This window comes from Pseudomonas sp. RL_15y_Pfl2_60, from assembly GCF_963970595.1.
In the GTDB taxonomy this organism is placed as follows: domain Bacteria; phylum Pseudomonadota; class Gammaproteobacteria; order Pseudomonadales; family Pseudomonadaceae; genus Aquipseudomonas.
Window position 1 is genome coordinate 543,190 of record NZ_CAXAOE010000001.1, and the last position, 21,701, is coordinate 564,890.

18 protein-coding genes are annotated in these 21,701 nt (G+C 55.6%); all 18 read right to left on the reverse strand.

Translation table 11 applies throughout. The features are described from left to right. Positions 1-110: 110 nt before the first annotated feature. The 18 genes from tilS to tsf all read right to left on the reverse strand — a co-directional run bounded on the left by tilS (position 111) and on the right by tsf (position 21,690). Positions 111-1,424, reverse strand: a complete 1,314-nt coding sequence (gene tilS / locus AACY26_RS02610) for a tRNA lysidine(34) synthetase TilS (RefSeq protein WP_339510695.1) — start codon at positions 1,422-1,424, stop codon at positions 111-113. A gap of 32 nt (positions 1,425-1,456) precedes the next feature. After that, entirely contained in the window at positions 1,457-2,407 is a 951-nt protein-coding gene (accA, locus tag AACY26_RS02615) for an acetyl-CoA carboxylase carboxyl transferase subunit alpha (protein ID WP_339510697.1), read from the reverse strand. A gap of 194 nt (positions 2,408-2,601) precedes the next feature. Then, positions 2,602-6,120, reverse strand: a complete 3,519-nt coding sequence (gene dnaE / locus AACY26_RS02620; RefSeq protein WP_339510699.1) for a DNA polymerase III subunit alpha — start codon at positions 6,118-6,120, stop codon at positions 2,602-2,604. A 123-nt stretch (positions 6,121-6,243) separates the two neighbouring features. Continuing rightward, a complete protein-coding gene (locus AACY26_RS02625; protein WP_339510701.1) occupies positions 6,244-7,710 on the reverse strand; it encodes an alanine/glycine:cation symporter family protein in 1,467 nt (488 codons plus the stop codon). 268 nt (positions 7,711-7,978) lie between these two features. Further along, positions 7,979-8,575 (reverse strand): ribonuclease HII, encoded by a 597-nt coding sequence (gene rnhB / locus AACY26_RS02630; RefSeq protein WP_339510703.1) that lies wholly within the window; start codon positions 8,573-8,575, stop codon positions 7,979-7,981. Next, complete coding sequence (gene lpxB, locus AACY26_RS02635) at positions 8,575-9,705, reverse strand: lipid-A-disaccharide synthase (RefSeq protein ID WP_339510705.1); 1,131 nt, start codon at positions 9,703-9,705, stop codon at positions 8,575-8,577. Before lpxB ends, rnhB begins: the two co-directional genes overlap by 1 nt. A gap of 2 nt (positions 9,706-9,707) precedes the next feature. Then, positions 9,708-10,484 (reverse strand): acyl-ACP--UDP-N-acetylglucosamine O-acyltransferase, encoded by a 777-nt coding sequence (gene lpxA, locus AACY26_RS02640; protein WP_010486782.1) that lies wholly within the window; start codon positions 10,482-10,484, stop codon positions 9,708-9,710. After that, positions 10,481-10,921, reverse strand: coding sequence for a 3-hydroxyacyl-ACP dehydratase FabZ (gene fabZ, locus AACY26_RS02645; RefSeq protein ID WP_010486781.1), 441 nt, complete (start codon positions 10,919-10,921; stop codon positions 10,481-10,483). The genes lpxA and fabZ overlap by 4 nt, the downstream gene beginning before the upstream one ends. A gap of 49 nt (positions 10,922-10,970) precedes the next feature. Further along, positions 10,971-12,029 carry a UDP-3-O-(3-hydroxymyristoyl)glucosamine N-acyltransferase gene (gene lpxD / locus AACY26_RS02650; protein WP_445261256.1) on the reverse strand — a complete coding sequence of 353 codons (1,059 nt, stop codon included), beginning with the start codon at positions 12,027-12,029 and terminating at the stop codon, positions 10,971-10,973. Positions 12,030-12,031: 2 nt separating this feature from the next. Continuing rightward, complete coding sequence (locus AACY26_RS02655) at positions 12,032-12,541, reverse strand: OmpH family outer membrane protein (protein ID WP_339510708.1); 510 nt, start codon at positions 12,539-12,541, stop codon at positions 12,032-12,034. Between the two features lie 47 nt (positions 12,542-12,588). Then, positions 12,589-14,985: an outer membrane protein assembly factor BamA gene (gene bamA / locus AACY26_RS02660; RefSeq protein ID WP_339510710.1), complete on the reverse strand. Its 2,397-nt coding sequence runs from the start codon at positions 14,983-14,985 to the stop codon at positions 12,589-12,591. Positions 14,986-15,058: 73 nt separating this feature from the next. Continuing rightward, the gene (rseP, locus tag AACY26_RS02665) at positions 15,059-16,411 is read right to left on the reverse strand and encodes a sigma E protease regulator RseP (RefSeq protein WP_339510712.1); all 1,353 of its coding nucleotides are present in this window, start codon (positions 16,409-16,411) and stop codon (positions 15,059-15,061) included. After that, a complete protein-coding gene (gene ispC / locus AACY26_RS02670) occupies positions 16,411-17,601 on the reverse strand; it encodes a 1-deoxy-D-xylulose-5-phosphate reductoisomerase (protein WP_339510714.1) in 1,191 nt (396 codons plus the stop codon). Before ispC ends, rseP begins: the two co-directional genes overlap by 1 nt. Further along, positions 17,598-18,413: a phosphatidate cytidylyltransferase gene (locus AACY26_RS02675; RefSeq protein ID WP_339510715.1), complete on the reverse strand. Its 816-nt coding sequence runs from the start codon at positions 18,411-18,413 to the stop codon at positions 17,598-17,600. Before AACY26_RS02675 ends, ispC begins: the two co-directional genes overlap by 4 nt. Continuing rightward, a complete protein-coding gene (gene uppS, locus AACY26_RS02680) occupies positions 18,406-19,167 on the reverse strand; it encodes a polyprenyl diphosphate synthase (protein ID WP_339510716.1) in 762 nt (253 codons plus the stop codon). The genes AACY26_RS02675 and uppS overlap by 8 nt, the downstream gene beginning before the upstream one ends. Positions 19,168-19,182: 15 nt before the next feature. Continuing rightward, entirely contained in the window at positions 19,183-19,740 is a 558-nt protein-coding gene (gene frr / locus AACY26_RS02685; RefSeq protein WP_339510718.1) for a ribosome recycling factor, read from the reverse strand. After that, positions 19,737-20,480 (reverse strand): UMP kinase, encoded by a 744-nt coding sequence (gene pyrH, locus AACY26_RS02690; protein WP_087517757.1) that lies wholly within the window; start codon positions 20,478-20,480, stop codon positions 19,737-19,739. The genes frr and pyrH overlap by 4 nt, the downstream gene beginning before the upstream one ends. 340 nt (positions 20,481-20,820) lie before the next feature. After that, the gene (tsf, locus tag AACY26_RS02695; RefSeq protein ID WP_339510720.1) at positions 20,821-21,690 is read right to left on the reverse strand and encodes a translation elongation factor Ts; all 870 of its coding nucleotides are present in this window, start codon (positions 21,688-21,690) and stop codon (positions 20,821-20,823) included. Positions 21,691-21,701: the final 11 nt, after the last annotated feature.

Here is a 21,701-nt window from a genome sequence, read left to right on the forward strand (position 1 = left end):
CTACCAAATCGCAGTAACCAGAACGCATTCACCGAGTCGTTTTGCCACTGGCAAACGGAATCAGCAAAAGCACTATTAAGACGGGAGCGTAGTCTACTCGAAAGCCCTTTTCAGCTCAAACCCAGATCGCTCGTCGGCAAATCCCATACAAAATGCCACTGCACGCCTTGAATAGCGCAGAGTTGCGGCATGTTGGCCACGGCCATCAGTTGTCCATCACAGGTTAATAACGGCAATCGGTTGCGAATAAATGTCGCAACAGCCTGCTCATTTAGCAGGCGCTTGAGGTCGCGGTGACCGCGTCCTGGCAGGTTCATGACCTCACCGCCCCGGCGATAGACAACAGCCCAATCGCCAGCAGGTAATTGGCCCTCGATGCGCACAGAGCCATTACCGGGCAGCACAAACCACCGCCCGGACACGACCGGCAAACTAACCGGCTCGGGCTGGCGCAACCATTGACCACTGAGCCACCATAACCGTTCATCAGCTCGGCGAAGTTCACCGCCTGCCAATCGCCAAACCGGGGTGGCATCTATTGCAGCGTCCCGCAGGCTGTACCAGCCCTGCCAATGCTCGGTATCCGGCATTGGCGTCAGCTGACGCAACCAGAAGCGCAACGCATTGCGCTGACGGGCCTCAGTCAACTGACGTAAAGGGGTCAAGGCCAGGCTAGGGATGTTCAGCCAACCTGTACCTGCCGAGTCCTGGGCTGCGGCGAGATCTTGAGCCGCCAACACATCGAGCAACTCAGAGGCTTCACGCATATGTTCGCTAGCCTGATTGAGGCGACCAAGGGCCTGCGGCCAACGCTGCGTCAGCAGTGGCAGCACCTGGCGGCGTAGATAATTACGCGACAACTGCTCATCGCTGTTCGATGGATCTTCGACCCAATGCAAGCCATGTTGATTTGCGTAGTCGCGCACCTCGGCCTGGGAACAGTTGAGCAGCGGGCGTAACAGCTGGCCGCGTCCAAGCGGGCGACTGATTGGCATGGCGGCGAGGCCACGTACACCAGCACCACGGAGCAACCTGAATAACAGCGTCTCGGCTTGATCATCGGCATGCTGGGCAAGCATCAGCAACTCACCACTGCACAACTGCGCCTCGAACGCCTTGTAGCGCGCTTCACGGGCAGCGCGTTCAAGACTGGCACCTGGCTCAACCTTGACCCGCAGCACGCTCAGCGGCACACCCAGCTGGTCACAAAAACGCTGGCAATGCTCAGGCCAGAGATCACCCGCAGGCTGAAGACCGTGATGGATATGCACGGCGTAAAGCGCCGCGATTGCCTCGCGTTGCGCGAGAGTCGCCAGGATATGCAGCAGTACGCTGGAGTCGAGACCGCCAGAAAACGCGACTCGCCAAACTGTTGCCTGACGCCAAGGAGCGATGTTTTCCAGCACCTTGGCAATCAAGCTCATTTCATCCACCTGCTACACGGACAGCAGCTGATTTAGGCGATGCCGTAGCTCATCAGACGCTCATAACGACGCGCCAGCAACTCTTCAGTGCTGTGCTTTTTCAGTTCCTTGAGCTGGGCACCCAGCGCCTGGCGGACTGATTCAGCAGCAGCTGCTGGGTCACGATGAGCACCGCCCAAAGGCTCGGCAATGACCTGATCAACGATACCCAGGCCTTTCAGGCGCTCAGCGGTGATACCCATGGCTTCAGCAGCGTCCGGCGCTTTCTCGGCCGTTTTCCACAGAATCGAGGCACAGCCTTCTGGCGAGATAACCGAATAGGTCGAGTACTGCAGCATGTTCAACTGATCGCACACACCAATGGCCAAGGCACCGCCGGAACCACCTTCACCAATTACGGTGGCAATGATTGGGGTCTTCAGGCGCGCCATAACCCGCAGGTTCCAGGCAATGGCCTCACTTTGACCGCGCTCTTCAGCGTCAATCCCAGGGTATGCGCCTGGAGTGTCGATAAAGGTCACAATCGGCATCTTGAAGCGCTCGGCCATTTCCATCAGGCGGCAGGCTTTACGGTAGCCTTCAGGGCGCGGCATACCGAAGTTGCGACGCACCTTTTCACGGACCTCACGTCCCTTCTGATGGCCAATAACCATGACCGGCTCACCGTCCAGGCGAGCCACACCGCCAACCAGGGCTGCGTCATCGGAGAAGTGACGGTCGCCATGCAACTCATCGAACTCGGTGAATATATGCCCGAGGTAATCAAGGGTGTATGGACGACGCGGGTGACGCGCCAACTGCGCCACTTGCCAGCTGCTCAGGTTACCGAAGATGGTTTCGGTGAGGGTGCTGCTTTTATCTTGCAGGCGAGCAATCTCGTCATTGATGTTCAACGAGTTGTCGTTACCAACCAGGCGAAGCTCTTCGATCTTGGCTTGCAGGTCGGCGATCGGCTGTTCGAAATCGAGAAAATTCGGGTTCATAGTCATCCGTCTTGCGTCGACGGCCAAGTGGCCGGGAGCTGTATCCGTTCGCGCCATACATTAATGGATCTGGCGCATCAAGGTCGACACCTGAGTGTGTGCACTGCATCGTCATTTTAAACAACACATGTACCCAAGCCACTCAGGGCCATAATTTATCCGCTTATTTAAAGGCTGAAATTCAGCGCTAAAAATTAGCGGTAGTGCAGGAAGACGTTGTCTTTCCCGAACTGGTCACGCAAAGCTTGAATCAAGCTGTCTGCCGGATTGATTCTCCAACCTTCGCCAAACTGCAAAAGCGCCTTGGCATCAGTGCTGGTGTAATCCATGGTGATTGGGCAAACACCGCGGTGGCGCGTGCACAAATCAGCCAGCCAACGCAGCTTGTCGCCTTTCAAGGCATCACTGGCAATCTTCAGCCGCAGGCTATCGGCAAGACCGGTGCGAGCCTCTTCCAAGCTCATCACCCGCTTGGCCCGCAAGCGCAGCCCACCAGAGAAGTCATCGTTGCTGACCTCGCCTTCGACAACCACCAAGGCATCACTTTGCAGCAATGCCTGATTGCTGGCAAATGCATCGGCAAACAACGAGGCTTCAATGCGCCCGGAACGGTCATCCAGGGTGATAAAGCCCATCTTGTCGCCTTTCTTGTTCTTCATCACCCGCAGGTTGACGATCAAGCCAGCAACCGTTTGCGTATCGCGTGCAGGCTTGAGGTCGATTATGCGCTGGCGGGCAAAGCGGCGCACTTCACCTTCATACTCATCAATAGGGTGGCCAGTGAGATACAAGCCCAAGGTGTCTTTCTCACCCTTGAGGCGCTCCTTGAGCGATAACTCGCGGGCCTTGAGGTGATTGGCGTAGACATCCTGTTCTTCATCGGCAAACACGCCACCGAACAGATCCATATGGCCGCTGTCATGGCTGCGAGCCGTCTGCTCGGCCGCTTGTACGGCCTCTTCCATCGCCGCCAGCAACACCGCGCGGTTACGGTCGATATTGGCGTGATAGGCCTTGATCTCTTCATGGAAATACGGACCCAGGCGATCCAATGCGCCGCTGCGCACCAGGGCTTCCAGCGTCCGCTTGTTGATGCGCTTGAGGTCGACGCGCGAGCAGAAATCAAACAGATCCTTGAATGGACCGTCACGGCGTGACTCAACAATGGCTTCAACCGGGCCTTCACCAACGCCCTTGATGGCACCCAGGCCGTAGACGATCCAGCCTTCGTCGTTAACCGTGAACTTGAACTCCGAGGTGTTGACGTCCGGCGCATCAATGCGCAGCTTCATGCTGCGACATTCTTCGATCAGGGTGACGACCTTGTCGGTGTTGTGCATATCCGCTGACAACACGGCAGCCATAAAGGCGGCCGAATGGTGCGCCTTGAGCCAAGCGGTCTGGTAGGACAACAGGCCATAGGCCGCCGAGTGCGACTTGTTGAAACCGTAACCGGCGAACTTTTCCACCAGGTCAAAGATGTTACCCGCGAGGTCGGCATCAATGCCGTTATTGGCGCAGCCTTCAATAAAGCCACCGCGCTGCTTGGCCATTTCTTCAGGCTTTTTCTTACCCATGGCCCGGCGCAACATATCCGCGCCACCGAGGGTGTAACCCGCCATGACCTGCGCAATCTGCATCACCTGTTCCTGATACAGGATAATCCCGTAGGTCGGCGCCAGGACAGGTTGCAGGCCTGCATACTGGTAATCTTGGTGCGGGTAGGAAATTGGCTCGCGCCCGTGCTTACGGTTGATGAAGTCATCCACCATGCCGGACTGCAGCGGGCCCGGACGGAACAGTGCCACGAGGGCGATCATGTCTTCGAGGCAGTCTGGCTTGAGCTTTTTGATCAGCTCCTTCATGCCGCGAGACTCAAGCTGGAACACCGCTGTGGTTTCAGCCTTTTGCAGCATGGCAAAGGTCGCTTTGTCGTCAAGCGGGATGAAATCGATATTCAAATCGGGCAAACCTTGCTTGGCCTGCTCGCGATTGATGGTTTCCATCGCCCACTTGATGATGGTCAGCGTGCGCAAGCCCAGGAAGTCGAACTTGACCAGCCCCGCCGATTCGACATCATCCTTATCGAACTGGGTCACCAGGCCATTGCCTTCTTCATCACAGGCAATAGGTGAAAAGTCAGTCAGCTTGGTTGGCGCAATAACCACACCCCCGGCATGCTTGCCGGTACCCCGGCAAATACCTTCGAGCTTGAGCGACATCTCCCAGATTTCAGCCGCTTCCTCATCGGTCTTGAGGAAGTCGCGCAATGGCTCTTCCATCTCGAACGCCTTGGCCAGCGTCATGCCGACTTCAAACGGAATCATCTTCGACAGGCGATCCGCCAAACCGTAGGACTTGCCCTGCGCACGGGCAACGTCGCGCACCACCGCCTTGGCCGCCATGGTACCGAAGGTGATGATCTGGCTAACCGCATTACGGCCGTACTTTTGCGCTACATAATCAATGACTCGGTCGCGACCATCCATGCAGAAGTCGACGTCGAAGTCGGGCATCGACACCCGCTCGGGATTAAGGAATCGCTCGAACAGCAAGTCATAGGCCAGCGGGTCAAGGTCGGTAATCTTCTGCACATAGGCAACCAGCGAACCCGCACCCGACCCACGGCCAGGCCCAACCGGGACGCCATTGTTTTTGGCCCACTTGATGAAGTCCATTACGATCAGGAAGTAACCAGGAAAGCCCATTTGAATAATGATATTCAATTCAAAATTGAGGCGATCGACGTAGACCTGCTTCTTGGCCTCGTAGTCCGGCGTGTCCTTGGGCAACAGCACTTCAAGACGTTCATCAAGACCATCGAACGAGACCTTGCGGAAGTACTCATCAATGGTCATGCCGTCTGGAATCGGGAAGTTCGGCAGGAAGTAGGTGCCCAGTTGCACCTCGATATTGCAACGCTTGGCGATTTCAATCGTATTGTGCAGCGCTTCGGGTAAGTCGCTGAACAACTCCGCCATTTCCTCTGGCGACTTCAGGTACTGCTGGTCGGAATACAGGCGCAGCCGGCGTGGATCATCCAGCGGGCGGCCCTCGCCAATGCACACGCGCGTTTCGTGCGCTTCATAATCGTCCTGCTTGATAAAGCGCACATCATTGGTGGCAACCAAAGGTGCAGCAAACCGTTCAGCCAGGGCGACGGCGGCATGCAAATGTTCTTCGTCGTTGATGCGATTGGTGCGTTGTACTTCCAGGTAGAAGCGCTCGGGAAAAACGTCCATCCACTCTTTAAGGATTGATTCAGCCAATGGCTGGTCACCGGCCAACAGTGCCAAGCCCACCTCACCCTCTTTGGAGCCCGACAAGGCAATCAACCCTTCATTGGCCGCCTTGACCCAGTCGCGCTGGATGATCACCAAGTCATTGCTCTGCCCTTCACTCCACCCTCGTGAAACCAGTTCGGTAAGGTTGCGATAGCCCTTGGCATTCATCGCCAACAGGGTCATGCGGGTCAGCGGGCCATCTTCGCTGGCACTGGCCATCCAGATATCAGCTCCGCAAATAGGCTTGATACCACCACCCATTGCCGCCTTGTAGAACTTGACCAGCGAGCACATGTTGCTCTGGTCGGTCACAGCGACTGCTGGCATGCCCGCGCCCGCAACCGACTTGATCAAAGGTTTGACCCGGACCAGACCGTCGACGAGCGAAAACTCGGTGTGCACACGTAAATGGACGAACGAAGCAGTCATGGCAGCCCTTACAAAACACAAAAACGACAAGACCCGGATTGTACCGGGCCTTGGATAAAACATCAGCCTGAGTTCAACAACCCTAACAGCTTAATCCTGTTAAGACTGATAAAAGCTCAGCGCTCAAACTTGCTTGCGATCATCCCAAACGCCCGCTTCAAGCTTCGCTTGCACCTCTGGATACTGAGCCGCATCAAAGGTTGGCAATTGCCCGGCTTTACGCTGAGCGTTGTAATCTTTGGCCAGCTTGAACACCAAGTTAGAAAGCAACAGGATTGCAACCAAGTTAGTGATCGCCATCAAGCCCATCGACACATCCGCCAGATTCCAGACAAACGGCAGTGATGCCAATGCGCCAAACATCACCATTGCCAAAACCACGAGCCGGAAGATCAACAAACCTGCTTTATGGTTGTGCTCAAGAAATACCAAGCAGTTTTCCGCATAAAAGTAGTTTGCAACGATAGAGGTGAAGGCAAAGAACAATATCACCACAGTCAGGAAATACTTGGCCCAACCGCCCAACTGGCTGCTCAGGGCATCCTGTACCAAAGTGATACCTGCGGCGCTACCGGTTGGCACCTGAGCCAACAGAATGATTGCCGCCGATGCGGTGCAAATCAGCATGGTGTCGATAAAGACACCGGCCATTTGTACATAACCTTGCGACACCGGGTGCGGTGGATAAGGCGTAGCAGATGCCGCCGCATTGGGTGCCGAGCCCATACCGGCTTCGTTTGAGAACAAACCACGCTTGAAGCCGTTCATGATCGCCGCACCGATACCGCCAGCCGCCGCCTCATGCAAACCAAAAGCGCTCTTGAAGATCAGCGCCAGCACAGCAGGAACCTGGCCGATATTGAGGACAATGATCAGCAGTGCAATCAACAGGTAAGCTGCAGCCATTACCGGCACGGCCAGCTCGGAGAATCGGGCAATCGAACGCAAGCCGCCGAAGATAATCAGCGATGTCAACACCACTAGGCCTGCGCCCACGACCGCCGATGCAACCGGAATCACGCTTTGACCCAGGCTGAAAGTCCCCCAATCCAGGGCAAAAGCACCGGTCAACGCATTGCTGATGGTATTGGCCTGCACCGAGTTGAAAACAAAACCAAAGGCGATAATCAGGAATATCGAAAACAAGATCCCCATCCAACGCGCATTCAGGCCGCGCTCCATGTAATAGGCCGGGCCGCCGCGAAACTGGCCGGCGTCGTCACGCACCTTGAACAGCTGCGCCAAAGTGGCTTCGACAAAGCCTGTCGCCATACCAATCAAGGCAATCAGCCACATCCAGAAAATCGCGCCGGGCCCGCCCAAGGTAATCGCCACGGCAACACCAGCAATATTTCCGGTCCCTACGCGCGCAGCCAGTGAAGTGCAGAGCGCTTGAAAAGACGAAATACCCGAGTCATCACTCTGCCGGCTGCCCTTGAGCACGGAGAAGATATGGCCAAATTGGCGAAACTGAATAGCCCCCAACCTGACGGTGAAATACAAACCAGTACCGACCAACAGCCAGATAAGGATTTTGCCCCAGATTAGGCCATTAAGAATATCAACGACCTGTGTGGCGATATCTTGCATTGATCACTCCCAACCGCGCAGAGCGGCTATCCGTTGGACCCCGATCAGGTCCGGGAAAATTAAACTCAGACGCCAAGGTAAACGACGAGCAAGGCAGCGCACGGCAAAACCACTGCGCACAAAGATTTCAGCTGGAAATAACACCCAATGGCGTTACGACAGTGTAGACAGCGAAAGGGCAGGAACTTTCCAACATTGCAGCCAGTGACTGCATGTAAGTGAGCGACCAATCAGGTCAATGAGGCGACACTTGCGGGCAAAACGGGCGTTATTGAGACAAAAGTGCGCGCACTGGTGCAAATGAACGCCGGTGAACCGGTGTCGGTCCCAGGCGACGCAGGGCCTCCAGATGAACAGCAGTCGGATACCCTTTGTGACCGGCAATTCCGTAACCCGGATACTGCAGATCCAGCGCTTGCATCTCGCGATCACGGCTGACTTTAGCCAGGATTGAAGCGGCTGCGATGGCTGGAACCTGACTATCACCCTTGACCACCGCGGCGCTCGGCACCTGCAGTTTCGGGCAACGATTACCGTCGATAAGCGCCAGTTTTGGCGTGACGTGCAAACCCTCGACCGCACGCTGCATCGCCAGCATGGTTGCATGGAGGATATTCAACTGATCGATCTCTTCGACCTCTGCCCGGGCGATACACCAGGACAGCGCTTTCTCGCGGATCTCATCAAAGAGTTTTTCGCGGCGCGCGGCGGTGAGCTTTTTCGAGTCATTCAAACCCAGGATCGGCCGCGTCGGATCAAGAATCACAGCGGCAGTAACCACAGCCCCGCACAGTGGGCCACGCCCTACTTCATCGACACCGGCTACTAATTCATCGACAGTGACAAAGTCCAAACCCAGTTGCATCAGTTGCGCCCAATCAATTCAAGTACGGCGTCTGCGGCCTGTGCCGATGCATCGCAACGCAAGGTACGGTGGATCTGATCGAACCCCAAGGTCTGCTCATCGCCACCATCAACCAAGGGCGCAAGCAATTGAGCCAGTGCCTCCGGTGTTGCGGCGTCCTGGATCAGCTCGGGCACCAACAAGCGCTCAGCCAGCAAGTTCGGTAGCGAGATATAGGGGCTTTTGACCATGCGACTGAGGATTTTGAACGTCAGCGGCGCAACCCGGTAAGCCACAATCATCGGACGCTTGTACAGAAGCGCCTCAAGTGTGGCTGTGCCCGAGGCAATCAACACCGCATCACAGGCGGCCAGTGCCAGATGCGATTTGCCGTCAAGCAGCTTCAATGGCAAGTCGCGGCTGGCCAGCATCTGCTCGATTTGTTCGCGGCGCTGCGCATTGGCGCAAGGCAGGACAAATTGAATACCGGGGCGCAAATTACGCAAACGTTCTGCCGCATCAAAAAACACAGCCCCCAACCGCGAAACTTCACCACCACGGCTACCCGGCATCAAGGCAACCACAGGCCCTTCGAGCGGCAGGTCGAGCGCCTCACGGGCGGCTGTGCGGTCAGCTTGTAACGGAATCGCGTCTGCCAATGGATGCCCGACAAAACGTACCGGCACCTGATATTCGTCGTAGAACTTGGCTTCAAAGGGAAACAGCGTCAGCATCAAGTCGCAGGCTTCGCGGATTTTCAACACGCGTTTCTGCCGCCACGCCCACACGGATGGGCTGACGTAGTGCACGGTTTTGATGCCGGCGCGGCGCAGCTTCAACTCCAAGTCGAGGTTGAAGTCAGGCGCATCAATACCAATAAAAACGTCGGGTTTGGCTGCGATCAGATCACGCAACAGATGGCGACGGCGTTTGAGCAACTCGGGCAAGCGCCCAAGCACTTCAACCAACCCCATCACCGAAAGGCGCTCCATCGGGAAGATTGATTGCAAGCCCTCTGCTTCCATCAACGGGCCGCCGACACCTATGACCTCAACATCGCCGTGGCGCTGTTTCAATGCCTGAATCAGACCGGCGCCAAGGATGTCACCGGAAGCCTCACCCGCTACCAGAGCTACGCGTATACGAGCCATGTTTAGCGAGTAATGCCGCGCTGGGATGCCTGAATGGAGTCACGGAATACCGCAACCTCAGGAAACTCGATGGAAGGCTCTGCCAGTTCTTTCAGGGCCTCTTCAATGGTCAGCCCCTGACGGTAAACCGTTTTATACGCCCGGCGCAGCGCATGAATCGACTCTGCCGAGAAGCCACGACGGCGCAAGCCCTCGAAGTTCATGCTACGGGCTTCGGCAGGGTTGCCGGAAACCGTGACATAAGCCGGCACATCCTTACCAATCGCCGTACCCATGCCAGCAAAGCTATGGGCGCCGATGTGGCAGAACTGGTGCACCAGGGTGTAACCAGACAAAATTGCCCAGTCACCAATGTGCACATGCCCGGCTAGCGCTACGTTGTTGACCAGGATGCAGTGATTGCCCACAACACTGTCATGACCGATGTGCGCATAGGCCATGATCAGGTTGTGGTCGCCAACCGTGGTTTCATCGCGATCCTGAATCGTTCCGCGGTGCATGGTGACACCTTCGCGAATGATGTTGTGATCGCCAATGACCAGACGGGTTGGCTCACCTTTGTACTTGCGGTCGGGGGTGTCTTCGCCCAACGACGCGAATTGATAGACACGGTTGTGCTTACCAATTCGAGTGGGCCCTTTGATGATCACATTAGGCCCAAGCACTGTACCCTCACCAATCTCTACATCGGGCCCGATAATCGCCCACGGGCCGACAGTGACGTCGTCAGCCAGCTTGGCAGCGGGATCGATAATGGCACGAGGGTCAATCAAACTCATAATTTGCGTTCCGCACAGATCACTTCAGCTGAACAGACTTCCTTGCCGTCGACACTGGCTTTACATTCGAACTTCCAAATACTGCGCTTGGTGCTGAGAAACTTGGCTTCCAGGATCAGCTTGTCACCCGGTACAACTGGCTGACGAAAGCGTAGCTTATCCGAACCCACGAAGTAGTACAGCGTACCGTCGCTCGGTTTCAGATCCATCATCTTGAAGCCAAGAATGCCTGCAGCCTGAGCCATCGCTTCGATGATCAGAACGCCGGGCATAATAGGATGCTCAGGAAAATGGCCATTGAAGAAAGGCTCATTGATGCTGACATTCTTGTAGGCACGAATGGTCTTGCCTTCTACGTCCAGATTGTCGACGCGGTCTACCAGCAGAAAAGGGTAGCGATGCGGCAGATACTCGCGAATTTCGTTGATGTCCATCATTTCCAGAGAAGCCTGTAGTAAAAAAAGAAGAGCTCGACTTTAGCCGGGCTCAAGCATCAGATGAGGCGTTCCCGCTAGAAGTCACCGCAGCCAGCTGTTTTTCCAGCTGTTGCAGGCGGCGCGCCATATCGTCAAGCTGACGGATGCGTGCGGCACTTTTGCGCCACTCGCCTGCGGGTTGCATTGCCGTACCAGACGAATAAGAGCCTGGTTCGGTTATCGAACGGGTGACCATCGTCATTCCCGTCACAAACACCCCATCACACACTTCGATGTGGCCAACCATGCCCACACCGCCTGCAATCATGCAGTTCTTGCCAATTTTGGTGCTGCCAGAAATACCCACGCAACCGGCCATGGCGGTGTTATCACCAACCTGAACGTTATGCGCAATCATGATCTGGTTATCCAGTTTGACGCCATTGCCAATCAGGGTGTCCGCCAAGGCGCCACGGTCGATAGTGGTATTGGCACCAATCTCGACATTATCCCCGATGACCACACCGCCAATCTGGGCAATTTTCTGCCAGACACCTTTCTCGTTGGCAAAGCCAAAGCCTTCGCCGCCTAGAACAGCGCCTGACTGAATCACCACGCCCTTGCCGATGCGCACGTCGTGGTAAATCGTCACCCGCGGGGCCAACCAGCCACCTTCGCCGATGACCGAACGCGCTCCAACCACGCAATGCGCGCCGACTGTAACACCAGCTGCAATGCTTGCACCGCTCTCGATCACGGCAAATGGACCAATGCTGGCCGTTGCGTCGATCTGGGCATCCGCAGCAATCACCGCACTCGGATGAACCCCTGCGGCGGCAACGGGCTTGCGATCGAACGCATGGGACAACTCGGCATAAGCCAAATACGGATTGGCCACGATCAAGGCATCGCCGCTGTAGCTTTGTGCATCAGCCACAGTCAACAAAACCGCAGCTGCTTGGCAACTTGCCAGGTGCTTGCGGTATTGAGGGTTTGCCAGAAAGCTCAGCTGCTGCGAATTGGCGTCCTGCAATGTTGCCAAGCCAGTAATGACTTTATCCGCAGGACCGCGCAGCGTAGCGCCAAGACGCTGAGCCAACTGGCCCAGCGTATAAACCGGTGCATTCATAATTAACGCAGCTGATTCATGCGCTCGATAACTTGGCGAGTGATGTCGTACTGAGGCTTGACATCAATGACTGCGCCACGCTCGAGAACCAGGTCGTAACTGCCTTTCTTGATTACTTCTTCAACCGCTTTATCAAGGTTTGGCTTGAGCTTTTTCAACATGTCGCGATCAGCAACAGCTTTTTGCTCATTGAGCTCCTTGGACTGGAACTGGAAGTCACGGGCTTTTTGCTTGAAATCAAGCTCAAGGCGCTCGCGTTCAGCGGTCTGCAACTTCTGACCGCCTTTTACCAGGCGATCCTGAATGCTCTTGGCATCGCTTTCCAGCTTCTTCAGCTTGCTCAGTTGCGGGCCGAATTTTTTCTCGGCATCAACCGCATAACGCTTGGCTGCATCAGACTCGAGCAAGGCCATTTGATAGTTCAATACGGCAATTTTCATTTCAGCCATGGCTGGGGTCGCAACCGACAGCATGGCAACACTTAACAGAACAACTTGAGTCAATTTACGCACGGTACACTCCTGCAAAAATCCATTTTTGTTGATCGGTCATCAACCGATTAAAACGTCTGGCCAAGGGAGAACTGGAACACTTGAGTATCGGCATCATCCGGCTCCTTGACTGGCATTGCCAGGCTGAAGCTCAACGGACCCAGCGCGGTAATCCAAGTCAGACCCACACCGACAGAGCTGGCCATGTTGCCCAGTGATATTTCACAGCTGTCGCTCTCTGCCTTCTGCGAAGAGGAGCAGTTGGTGTCAAATACATTACCTACGTCCCAGAACAGCGAAGTACGCAGTGAACGCTGATCTTTCACGAACGGCAGCGGGAACAACAACTCAGCACCACCCTGGACCAATACGTTACCACCAAATGGTAGCGGGTCTTGGTCCGGGTCAGTGTAGCGACCGTTTGCATCCTGTACGCCGTAAACAATTTCACCCTGGTCGTTACGCACGACACTCGGGGTACTGCGCGGGCCAAGGCTGCTGTCCTCGAAACCACGCACCGAGTTGAAACCACCCGCGTAGTAGTGCTCGTAGAATGGCAGCTCGGATGTCGAACCGTAGCTGTCGCCATAACCCAATTGAGTATGGAAACGCATGGTGTAGTTATCGGTCAGCGGAGTGAAGATCTGGCCGCGGTAATCCAGCTTGTAGAACGACAGGTCGCTACCTGGAATGGTGGTTTCAAGCACCAGGCTCTGCGAGTGTCCACGGTTAGCCAGTACGCCGCGGTTAAGCGTCGACTCAGACCAACCAATCGAGGCCTTGAAGTTCAGGTAGCTGTCGCCTTCCTCTTCAAGGAAGTCGTAGATTTCATCAACGGTATAGATACCGGTGTCGATGTCGTCCTGTTGAACAGTCAAGCCATAGGTCAGACGCGAGGTTTCACTGATCGGGTAGCCGATGCTCATGCCTGCGCCGTAGCTGTCTACCGAATAGCTTGCGACGTCAGTGTCGAGCTCATCGTAGTCAGTTTCACGGAAGAACAGGTTGTAACCCAGGCTGACACCGTCTGGCGTCCAGTAGGGGTTCACAAAGCCGAAGTTGTAGCGGCTCTGGTATTCGCTGCGAGTCAGGCCGAGGCTAACCTTGTTACCCGAACCGAGGAAGTTGTTCTGGGTGATCGAGCCACCGAGGATCAAACCGGCGTTCTGGGCAAAACCAACGCTGGCAGTAATCGAACCGGAAGCCTGTTCCTCAACGCTGTAGTTAACGTCGATCTGGTCATCTGTGCCGGGCACTGCTGGCGTCTCAACGTTGACTTCCTTGAAGAAGCCCAGACGCTCAAGCCGGGTTTTCGACTGGTCGATCAGGTAGGTTGAAGCCCAACCGCCTTCCATCTGGCGCATTTCACGGCGCAGCACTTCGTCTTCAGTTTTGGTGTTACCGCGGAAGTTGATGCGGTTAACGTAGGCGCGCTTGCCCGGATCAACAACGAACATCACCGAAACAGTGTGATCGTCATCATGGGGCGTAGGTACACCGTTGACGTTGGCGAAGGTATAGCCCTCGTTACCCAGGCGACGCGTAATCAGCTCAGAGGTGGTGGTCATCACTTTACGCGAGAAGACCTGACCTTCCTTGACCAGCAACAACTTGCGAACTTCATCTTCCGGGACTTTCAGGTCACCGCTCAGGCGCACGTCACGAATCTTGTACTTCTCACCTTCGTTGATGTTAACGGTGATATAGACATGCTTCTTGTCAGGCGTGATCGATACCTGGGTCGAGGCGATATCCATGTTGATATAGCCGCGGTCCAGGTAATAAGAACGCAAGCGTTCCAAGTCGCCGGAGAGTTTTTCACGGGCGTACTTGTCGTCGTTCTTGAAAAACGAAAGCCAGTTAGTGGTCTTGAGCTCAAACAGGCTCATCAGGTCTTCGTCAGGAAAGACAGTGTTACCCACCACGTTGATGTGCTGAATGGCAGCCACTTCGCCTTCGTTGATATTGACCTTCAACGCGACGCGGTTACGTGGCTGCGGAATCACCTCGGTTTCGATCTCGGCCGAGTAACGACCTTGCGAAACATACTGGCGTTGCAGCTCGTTACGCACACCCTCGAGGGTCGCACGCTGGAAAATCTCACCCTCTTCCAGGCCTGACTGATTGAGGCCCTTGAGCAGATCTTCGGTCGTGATCGCCTTGTTGCCTTCGATTTCAATACTGGAAATCGACGGACGTTCAACCACCGTAATAACCAGCACGTTGCCATCACGGCCGAGCTGGATATCCTGGAAGAAACCGGTTTTAAAGAGTTCACGCGTCGCTTCAACCAAGGAGCGATCATCGGCTTCACCACCGACATTCAACGGTAAGGCACCGAATACGCTGCCAGCGGACACCCGTTGGAGGCCGTTGACTCGAATATCGGAGATGGTGAAGGACTCGGCGTGAACTTCGGCGATCATCAATGCGGCGAGAACCACAGGTAGCAGCAGACGTTTCATGAAGTCCTTTCTTATTCCAACTGGCGATAAAAAATCTGTCGCTAAAGGCGACAGATTTGTAATTCAGAAGCGGTTACAGCCGACTCAGATCATTAACCAGGGCAAGTAACATCACCCCGACTACTAAACTAATGCCAATCTGCATCCCCCAACCTTGCACCCGTTCAGACAATGGGCGACCACGCACCCACTCGACCAGATAAAAAAGCAGATGCCCCCCATCCAGTACAGGGATAGGCAAAAGATTGAGAACCCCTAAGCTAATACTGAGATAGGCGAGAAAGTTTAAAAAATCCCCCACGCCGGACTCAGCTGAAGCGCCCGCCACTTTAGCAATGGTTATCGGCCCGCTCAAGTTTTTTACCGAGAGCTCGCCAAACAGCATTTTCTTTAGCGAGTCGAGCGTCAGTATACTCATGGTCCAAGTGCGCTTAACACTCTCAGCAACGGCCTCCAGAGGCCCGTAACTGACTTCGCGCAGCATTTCCGGCGGCCAGTCTACAGGTTTCACTCCTGCCCCCAGATAACCGCTGCGCGCGCCCTCATCACCACGTATGGCGAGAATCACGCTCACATCCTGCAATTGTCCGGCGCGCATAATCTGCAGAGTCACGGCCTTGCCGGGCAACGCACGCACCTGATCAACCACTTGCTGCCAATCATTGAGAGGCTTGCCATCAAGGGCAACCAGCTCATCGCCAACCGCCAGCCCGGCCGCACTTGCTGGCCCGCTAGGGTCGATCTCAGCCAGCACAGGCTTGAGTTCAGGTCGCCACGGGCGAATACCCAGCGCGGCGATCGGGTCTGGCTCCTCGACACCCTTGAGCCAGTTATCCAAATGGATTTGCTCGGCGCTTTCAGCCGTAGAGCCTGGGCTCTTGACGCTGAGATCAAGCACACCGCTCTCACCCAAGCGACGAACAAGCTGCAAATTGACTGCTGACCAACCATTGGTCGGCTCGCCGTTTATCGAGACAATTTCCTGACCCGGCTGCAGACCTGCTTGCGCCGCAAGACTGGACTCGGCAACAGTGCCAATAACCGGACGTACTTGCTGGCTGCCCAACAGCGCCACACACCAGAAAAACGCAATCGCCAGTAAAAAGTTGGCTATTGGCCCGGCAGAAACGATAGCAATACGCTGGCCAACAGACTTGCGATTGAACGACAAATGGGCCTGTTCGGCAGGCACTTCGGCTTCGCGCTCATCGAGCATTTTCACGTAGCCGCCCAATGGAATCGCCGCCAGCACGAATTCTGTGCCCTGGCGGTCATGCCAGCGCAACAATGGTGTACCAAAACCTACAGAGAAACGCAGGACTTTGACGCCACAACGCCGCGCCACCCAGAAGTGTCCAAACTCATGAAAAGTCACCAGGACACCCAAGGCAATCAGAGTACCGGCGATCATGTACAACGCACTCATCACGCTTCTCCGCTTCGGTTAACCCATTGTTCTGCCAGTGCCCGTGCGCGACTATCCGCAGCAAGCACAGTTTCCAGGCATGTGACCGCAGTCGATGCCTCGCTGTTCAGTACGTGGTCAATGATACTCGCGATTTGCGGAAAACTGATCTGGCGCTGCAAAAATGCCGACACCGCAACTTCATTGGCAGCATTCAACATTGCCGCTGCGGTGCCGCCCTGTTCTGCGGCTTCACGTGCCAGGCGCAGGCATGGGAAACGCTGCTCGTCAGGCGCCTCAAAATCCAGCCGCCCCACGGCAAATAAGTCGAGCGCCGCAACCCCTGAATCTATGCGCTCAGGCCACGCCAGCGCGTGACTGATTGGGGTGCGCATATCTGGGTTGCCCAACTGCGCCAGCACCGAGCCATCAACGTAGTCGACCAATGAGTGAATAACACTTTGTGGATGAATGACCACTTCGACCTGCGCTGGCTGCGCATCAAACAGCCAGCACGCCTCGATCAGCTCAAGGCCTTTGTTCATCATGCTGGCGGAATCGACGGAAATCTTGCGCCCCATCGACCAATTCGGGTGCGCGCAAGCCTGCTCAGGTGTAACCCTGGCTAGTTGTTCCAGCGGAGTCTGCCGGAACGGCCCACCCGATGCGGTGAGCAAAATACGCCGTACGCCCACCTGTGCAAGCCCACGCGAATAGTTGCCAGGCAAACACTGGAAGATTGCGTTGTGCTCACTGTCGATCGGCAGCAGCACGGCGCCGCTTTTTCCGACAGCCTGCATAAACAAGGCGCCGGACATCACCAGCGCCTCTTTATTGGCCAGCAACACTTTCTTGCCAGCCTCCACCGCCGCAAGCGTCGAGCGCAGGCCCGCAGCCCCTACAATCGCCGCGACAACCGCATCAACATCGGCATGAGCGGCCACTTCGCACAGGCCTGCCTCACCGAATAAAACCTGGGTTTTCGAGCCCTGCGCAGCCAGTGAAGCCTGCAGGCGCTGGGCACTCGAAGCATCAGCTGCCACCGCAAAAACCGGTTTATGCAGCACGCACAGGGCCTCAAGCTCCACCAAGCGACTGCGGCCACTCAAGGCAAAAACCTGATAACGCTCAGGGTGACGGGCAATCACATCAAGCGTGCTTAGGCCAATCGAGCCGGTGGCTCCCAGTACGCTGATTCTCTGGCGATTCACAGGTTACCCCAGCCCGAGAGCAACAGCAGCACCGCAAACACCGGAATGGCTGCCGTGAGGCTGTCGATACGATCCAGCACGCCGCCATGGCCCGGCAGCAGATTACTGCTGTCTTTGACCCCTGCCTGGCGCTTGAACATGCTCTCGGTAAGATCACCGACCACCGAGATCATCACCACTATCGCAGCGCCAAGCAGCGCCCAGAGCATTTCACCGGCACCCCAGCCACGTACCACACCGACGACCAGGGTAATCAGCAGGCAAGTGCACAGGCCACCGATCGCACCCTCCCAGCTTTTGCCGGGACTGACCTGTGGCGCCAACTTGCGTTTACCGAACGCCTTGCCGGAAAAGTAGGCACCAATGTCAGCTGCCCATACCAGCACCATGACCGCGATGATCAGCCAGTTAGCCAACGGCCACTGCTTGAACAACACCAGACCTTGCCAAGCAGGCAGCAGAATCAAAAGGCCAATACCCAGCTTGCGTGGTGCACTGGCCCAGACCTGGCTGCTCTGCGGATAACCCAAGACCAGCCAGGTCGCCACAGCCCACCAGATAATTGCCAGCACCAGTACCGGCGTTGCCAGAATTGGCAGCAGATAGAGCAACCAGCAAAGAATTGCCACCAACACTGCGTAGGCAACGCGCAGTGGCTGCGATTCAAAACCAGCTAATCGTGCCCACTCCCAACCACCAAGGCTGACCACTGCACCGATAAACAGCGCAAACGCAGCACCATCGAGCAGGAAAAAGCCTCCCAGCGCAATGGGCAACAGCGCCAATGCAGTTATGACTCGTTGCTTAAGCATTGCGCGCCTCAGATTCTACCTGCGCGCTAGTCTTGCCAAAGCGCCGCTGTCTGGTTGCGTAGTCAGCAAGCGCCTGACGCATTGCGTCGTGCTTGAAGTCAGGCCAGAACAGGTCGGTGAAATACAGTTCACTGTAGGCCAACTGCCACAGCAGGAAATTACTGATGCGATGCTCACCACCCGTACGGATGCACAGGTCAGGCAGCGGCAAGTCGCCGGTTGCGAGACAGCTTTGCAGAAGCTGCGGGGTAATATCACCCGGCAACAAATGTCCGCCCTGCACTTCACGGGCAAGACGTTGCGCAGCCTGGGCAATATCCCACTGACCGCCATAGTTGGCGGCGATTTGCAGGATAAAGCGTTTTTCGCCAGCCGTTTGCGCCTCTGCTTCACGCATTGCATTTTGCAATTCAGGGTGAAAACGCGAACGATCCCCGATAATGCGCAGGCTGATGTCATTGTCATTGAGCTTGCGTGTTTCACGGCGCAAGGCGCTCATGAACAGCTCCATCAATGCGCCAACCTCATCAGCCGGGCGTTGCCAGTTCTCGCTTGAGAAGGCAAACAGGGTCAGCACCTCGACCCCGGCCTCGGCACAGACCTCAATGACCGCACGCACCGCATCAACACCGGCTTTATGGCCAGCAACACCCGGCAGCAGGCGCTTTTTCGCCCAGCGGTTGTTGCCATCCATAATCACGGCCACGTGGCGCGGCACTACTGTTGCCGGGCCACCGTCTTTGGCTTTTTCCATAACGATTCCTGACCGTCAGACGGCCATCAGATCCGCTTCCTTGTTTTCCAGCGCCTTATCGACTTCAGCAACATACTTGTCGGTCAGTTTCTGGATTTCATCAGCGGCGCGACGCTCTTCGTCCTCGCTGATTTCCTTTTCTTTTTCCAGGTCCTTGAGCTGCGCCAAGGCGTCACGACGGATGTTGCGCACGGCAACACGGGCGTTCTCAGCCTCGGAACGCGCCTGCTTGGTGTAGCCCTTGCGCGTTTCTTCGGTCAGCGCAGGCATTGGCACACGAATAGTGGTACCGGCCGTCGCAGGGTTGAGGCCCAGGTCGGATGTCATGATGGCTTTTTCAACGGCCTGGATCATGCCCTTGTCAAATACAGACAAGGCCAAGGTGCGCGAATCTTCAGTGACTACGTTGGCGACCTGGCGCAACGGCGTATCAGTGCCGTAATAAGACACCATCACACCATCAAGAATGCTCGGGTGCGCGCGGCCAGTGCGGATTTTGGCAAATGCGACATTCAGCGACTCAAGACTCTTGGTCATGCGTGACTGGGTTTCTTTCTTGATCTCGTTAATCATTCTTCACCTTCCTCGATCAGGGTACCTTCAGCGCCACCAACAACGACATTCAACAAGGCGCCAGGTTTATTCATATTGAAGACTCGCAGCGGCATATTATGGTCGCGGCACAGGCAGATAGCAGTGAGGTCCATAACCCCAAGCTTGCGATCCAGCACCTCGTCATAGGTCAAGCGCTCGAACTTCTCTGCATGGGGATCTTTGAATGGATCCGCAGTGTATACGCCATCGACCTTGGTCGCCTTCAATACCACGTCCGCATCGATCTCGATTGCGCGCAGGCACGCAGCAGAATCCGTGGTAAAGAACGGGTTACCGGTACCGGCAGCGAAAATCACCACTTCACCGGTTTTCAGATGGCGCATGGCCTTACGACGGTCGTAGTGATCAGTCACTCCAACCATGGAAATCGCCGACATCACGATTGCCGGGATATTTGAACGCTCCAGCGCGTCGCGCATGGCCAAGGCATTCATCACAGTGGCAAGCATGCCCATATGGTCACCGGTTACCCGGTCCATTCCAGCTGCGCTCAATGCTGCACCACGAAACAGGTTACCGCCACCGATCACCAGACCAACTTGCAAACCGATGCCTACCAATTGCCCTACTTCCAGGGCCATGCGATCAAGCACCTTGGGATCGATACCAAACTCTTCCGACCCCATCAGGGCTTCGCCGCTTAGTTTGAGCAGAATGCGCTTATAACGCGGTTGACGACCACTCACCTGCTGAGCCATACAATTCTCTCCTGCGGCGTTAAAATTCTATGCGGATAATACAGCCCGCAATTATCGAGTACTTCGGCAACAGTCGGGGCTTTTAAATCACAAAAGCCGGAAAATATTTTTCGCAACCGGCCAAGGCAAACCTTTGAAAACGTCTTGAACACCAAATAGCCAGGTCGAAAGGCGCATCAGCCTTGCAGTTTACAAGAGCTGACCCGCAGCGTAAGCAGCTTTAAACCTGTACCGTGTGGGCCCTTGCTTTCAGGGGCATCCTAATTTGCCGCCCTAGTTTGACAAAAAGGCCGCACGCATAAGCGGGCAGCCTCTTTGGGATGACAGCTTTTAGACCGTCTTACTGCTTGCTGGAAGCCAGCTGTGCAGCTACTTCTGCAGCGAAGTCAGTTTCGCCTTTGTCGATACCTTCACCCACTTCGAAGCGAGTGAACGAAACGATTTCAGCGCCAGCTTTCTTCACCAGCTCGCCAACCTTGACGCTGTCGTCTTTGACGAAAGCTTGCTCGACCAGGCTTGCTTCAGCCAGGAACTTGCTGATACGACCGGCAACCATCTTCTCAACGATTTCAGCAGGCTTGCCTTTGATTTTCTCTTCGTTCAGCGCCAGGAAGATTTCTTTTTCCTTGGCAACTGCCTCTTCAGAGACTTCAGCAGCGCTGAGGAACTGAGGGTTGCTTGCAGCTACGTGCATGGCAACTTCTTTAGCCAGCTCGACGTCGCCACCTTTAAGGGCAACCAGAACACCAATGCGATGACCGTGCAGGTAAGAACCGACAACGTCAGCCTCAACGCTAGCCAGACGACGGATGTTTACGTTCTCGCCAACCTTGGCAACCAAGGCTTCACGATCGGATTCCATGGCCGCAACCAGTGGCGCCGCGTCAGTCATGTTCTCGGCGAAGGCCTTTTCGATGCTGCTGCTGACGAAGTTCTTGAAATCGTCTTGCAGAGCCAGGAAGTCAGTCTGGGAGTTGACTTCGATGATCAGCGCGCGCTTGTTGTCGTCAGCCAATTTGATTGCGATAGCACCTTCAGCAGCGATGTTACCGGCTTTCTTGGCAGCCTTGATGGCACCAGCAGCACGCATATCGTCGATTGCTTTCTCGATGTCGCCACCAGCAGCAGTCAGGGCTTTTTTGCAGTCCATCATGCCTTGGCCAGTACGCTCACGCAGTTCTTTAACCAGGGCTGCAGTAATCTCTGCCATGTTCGAAATCC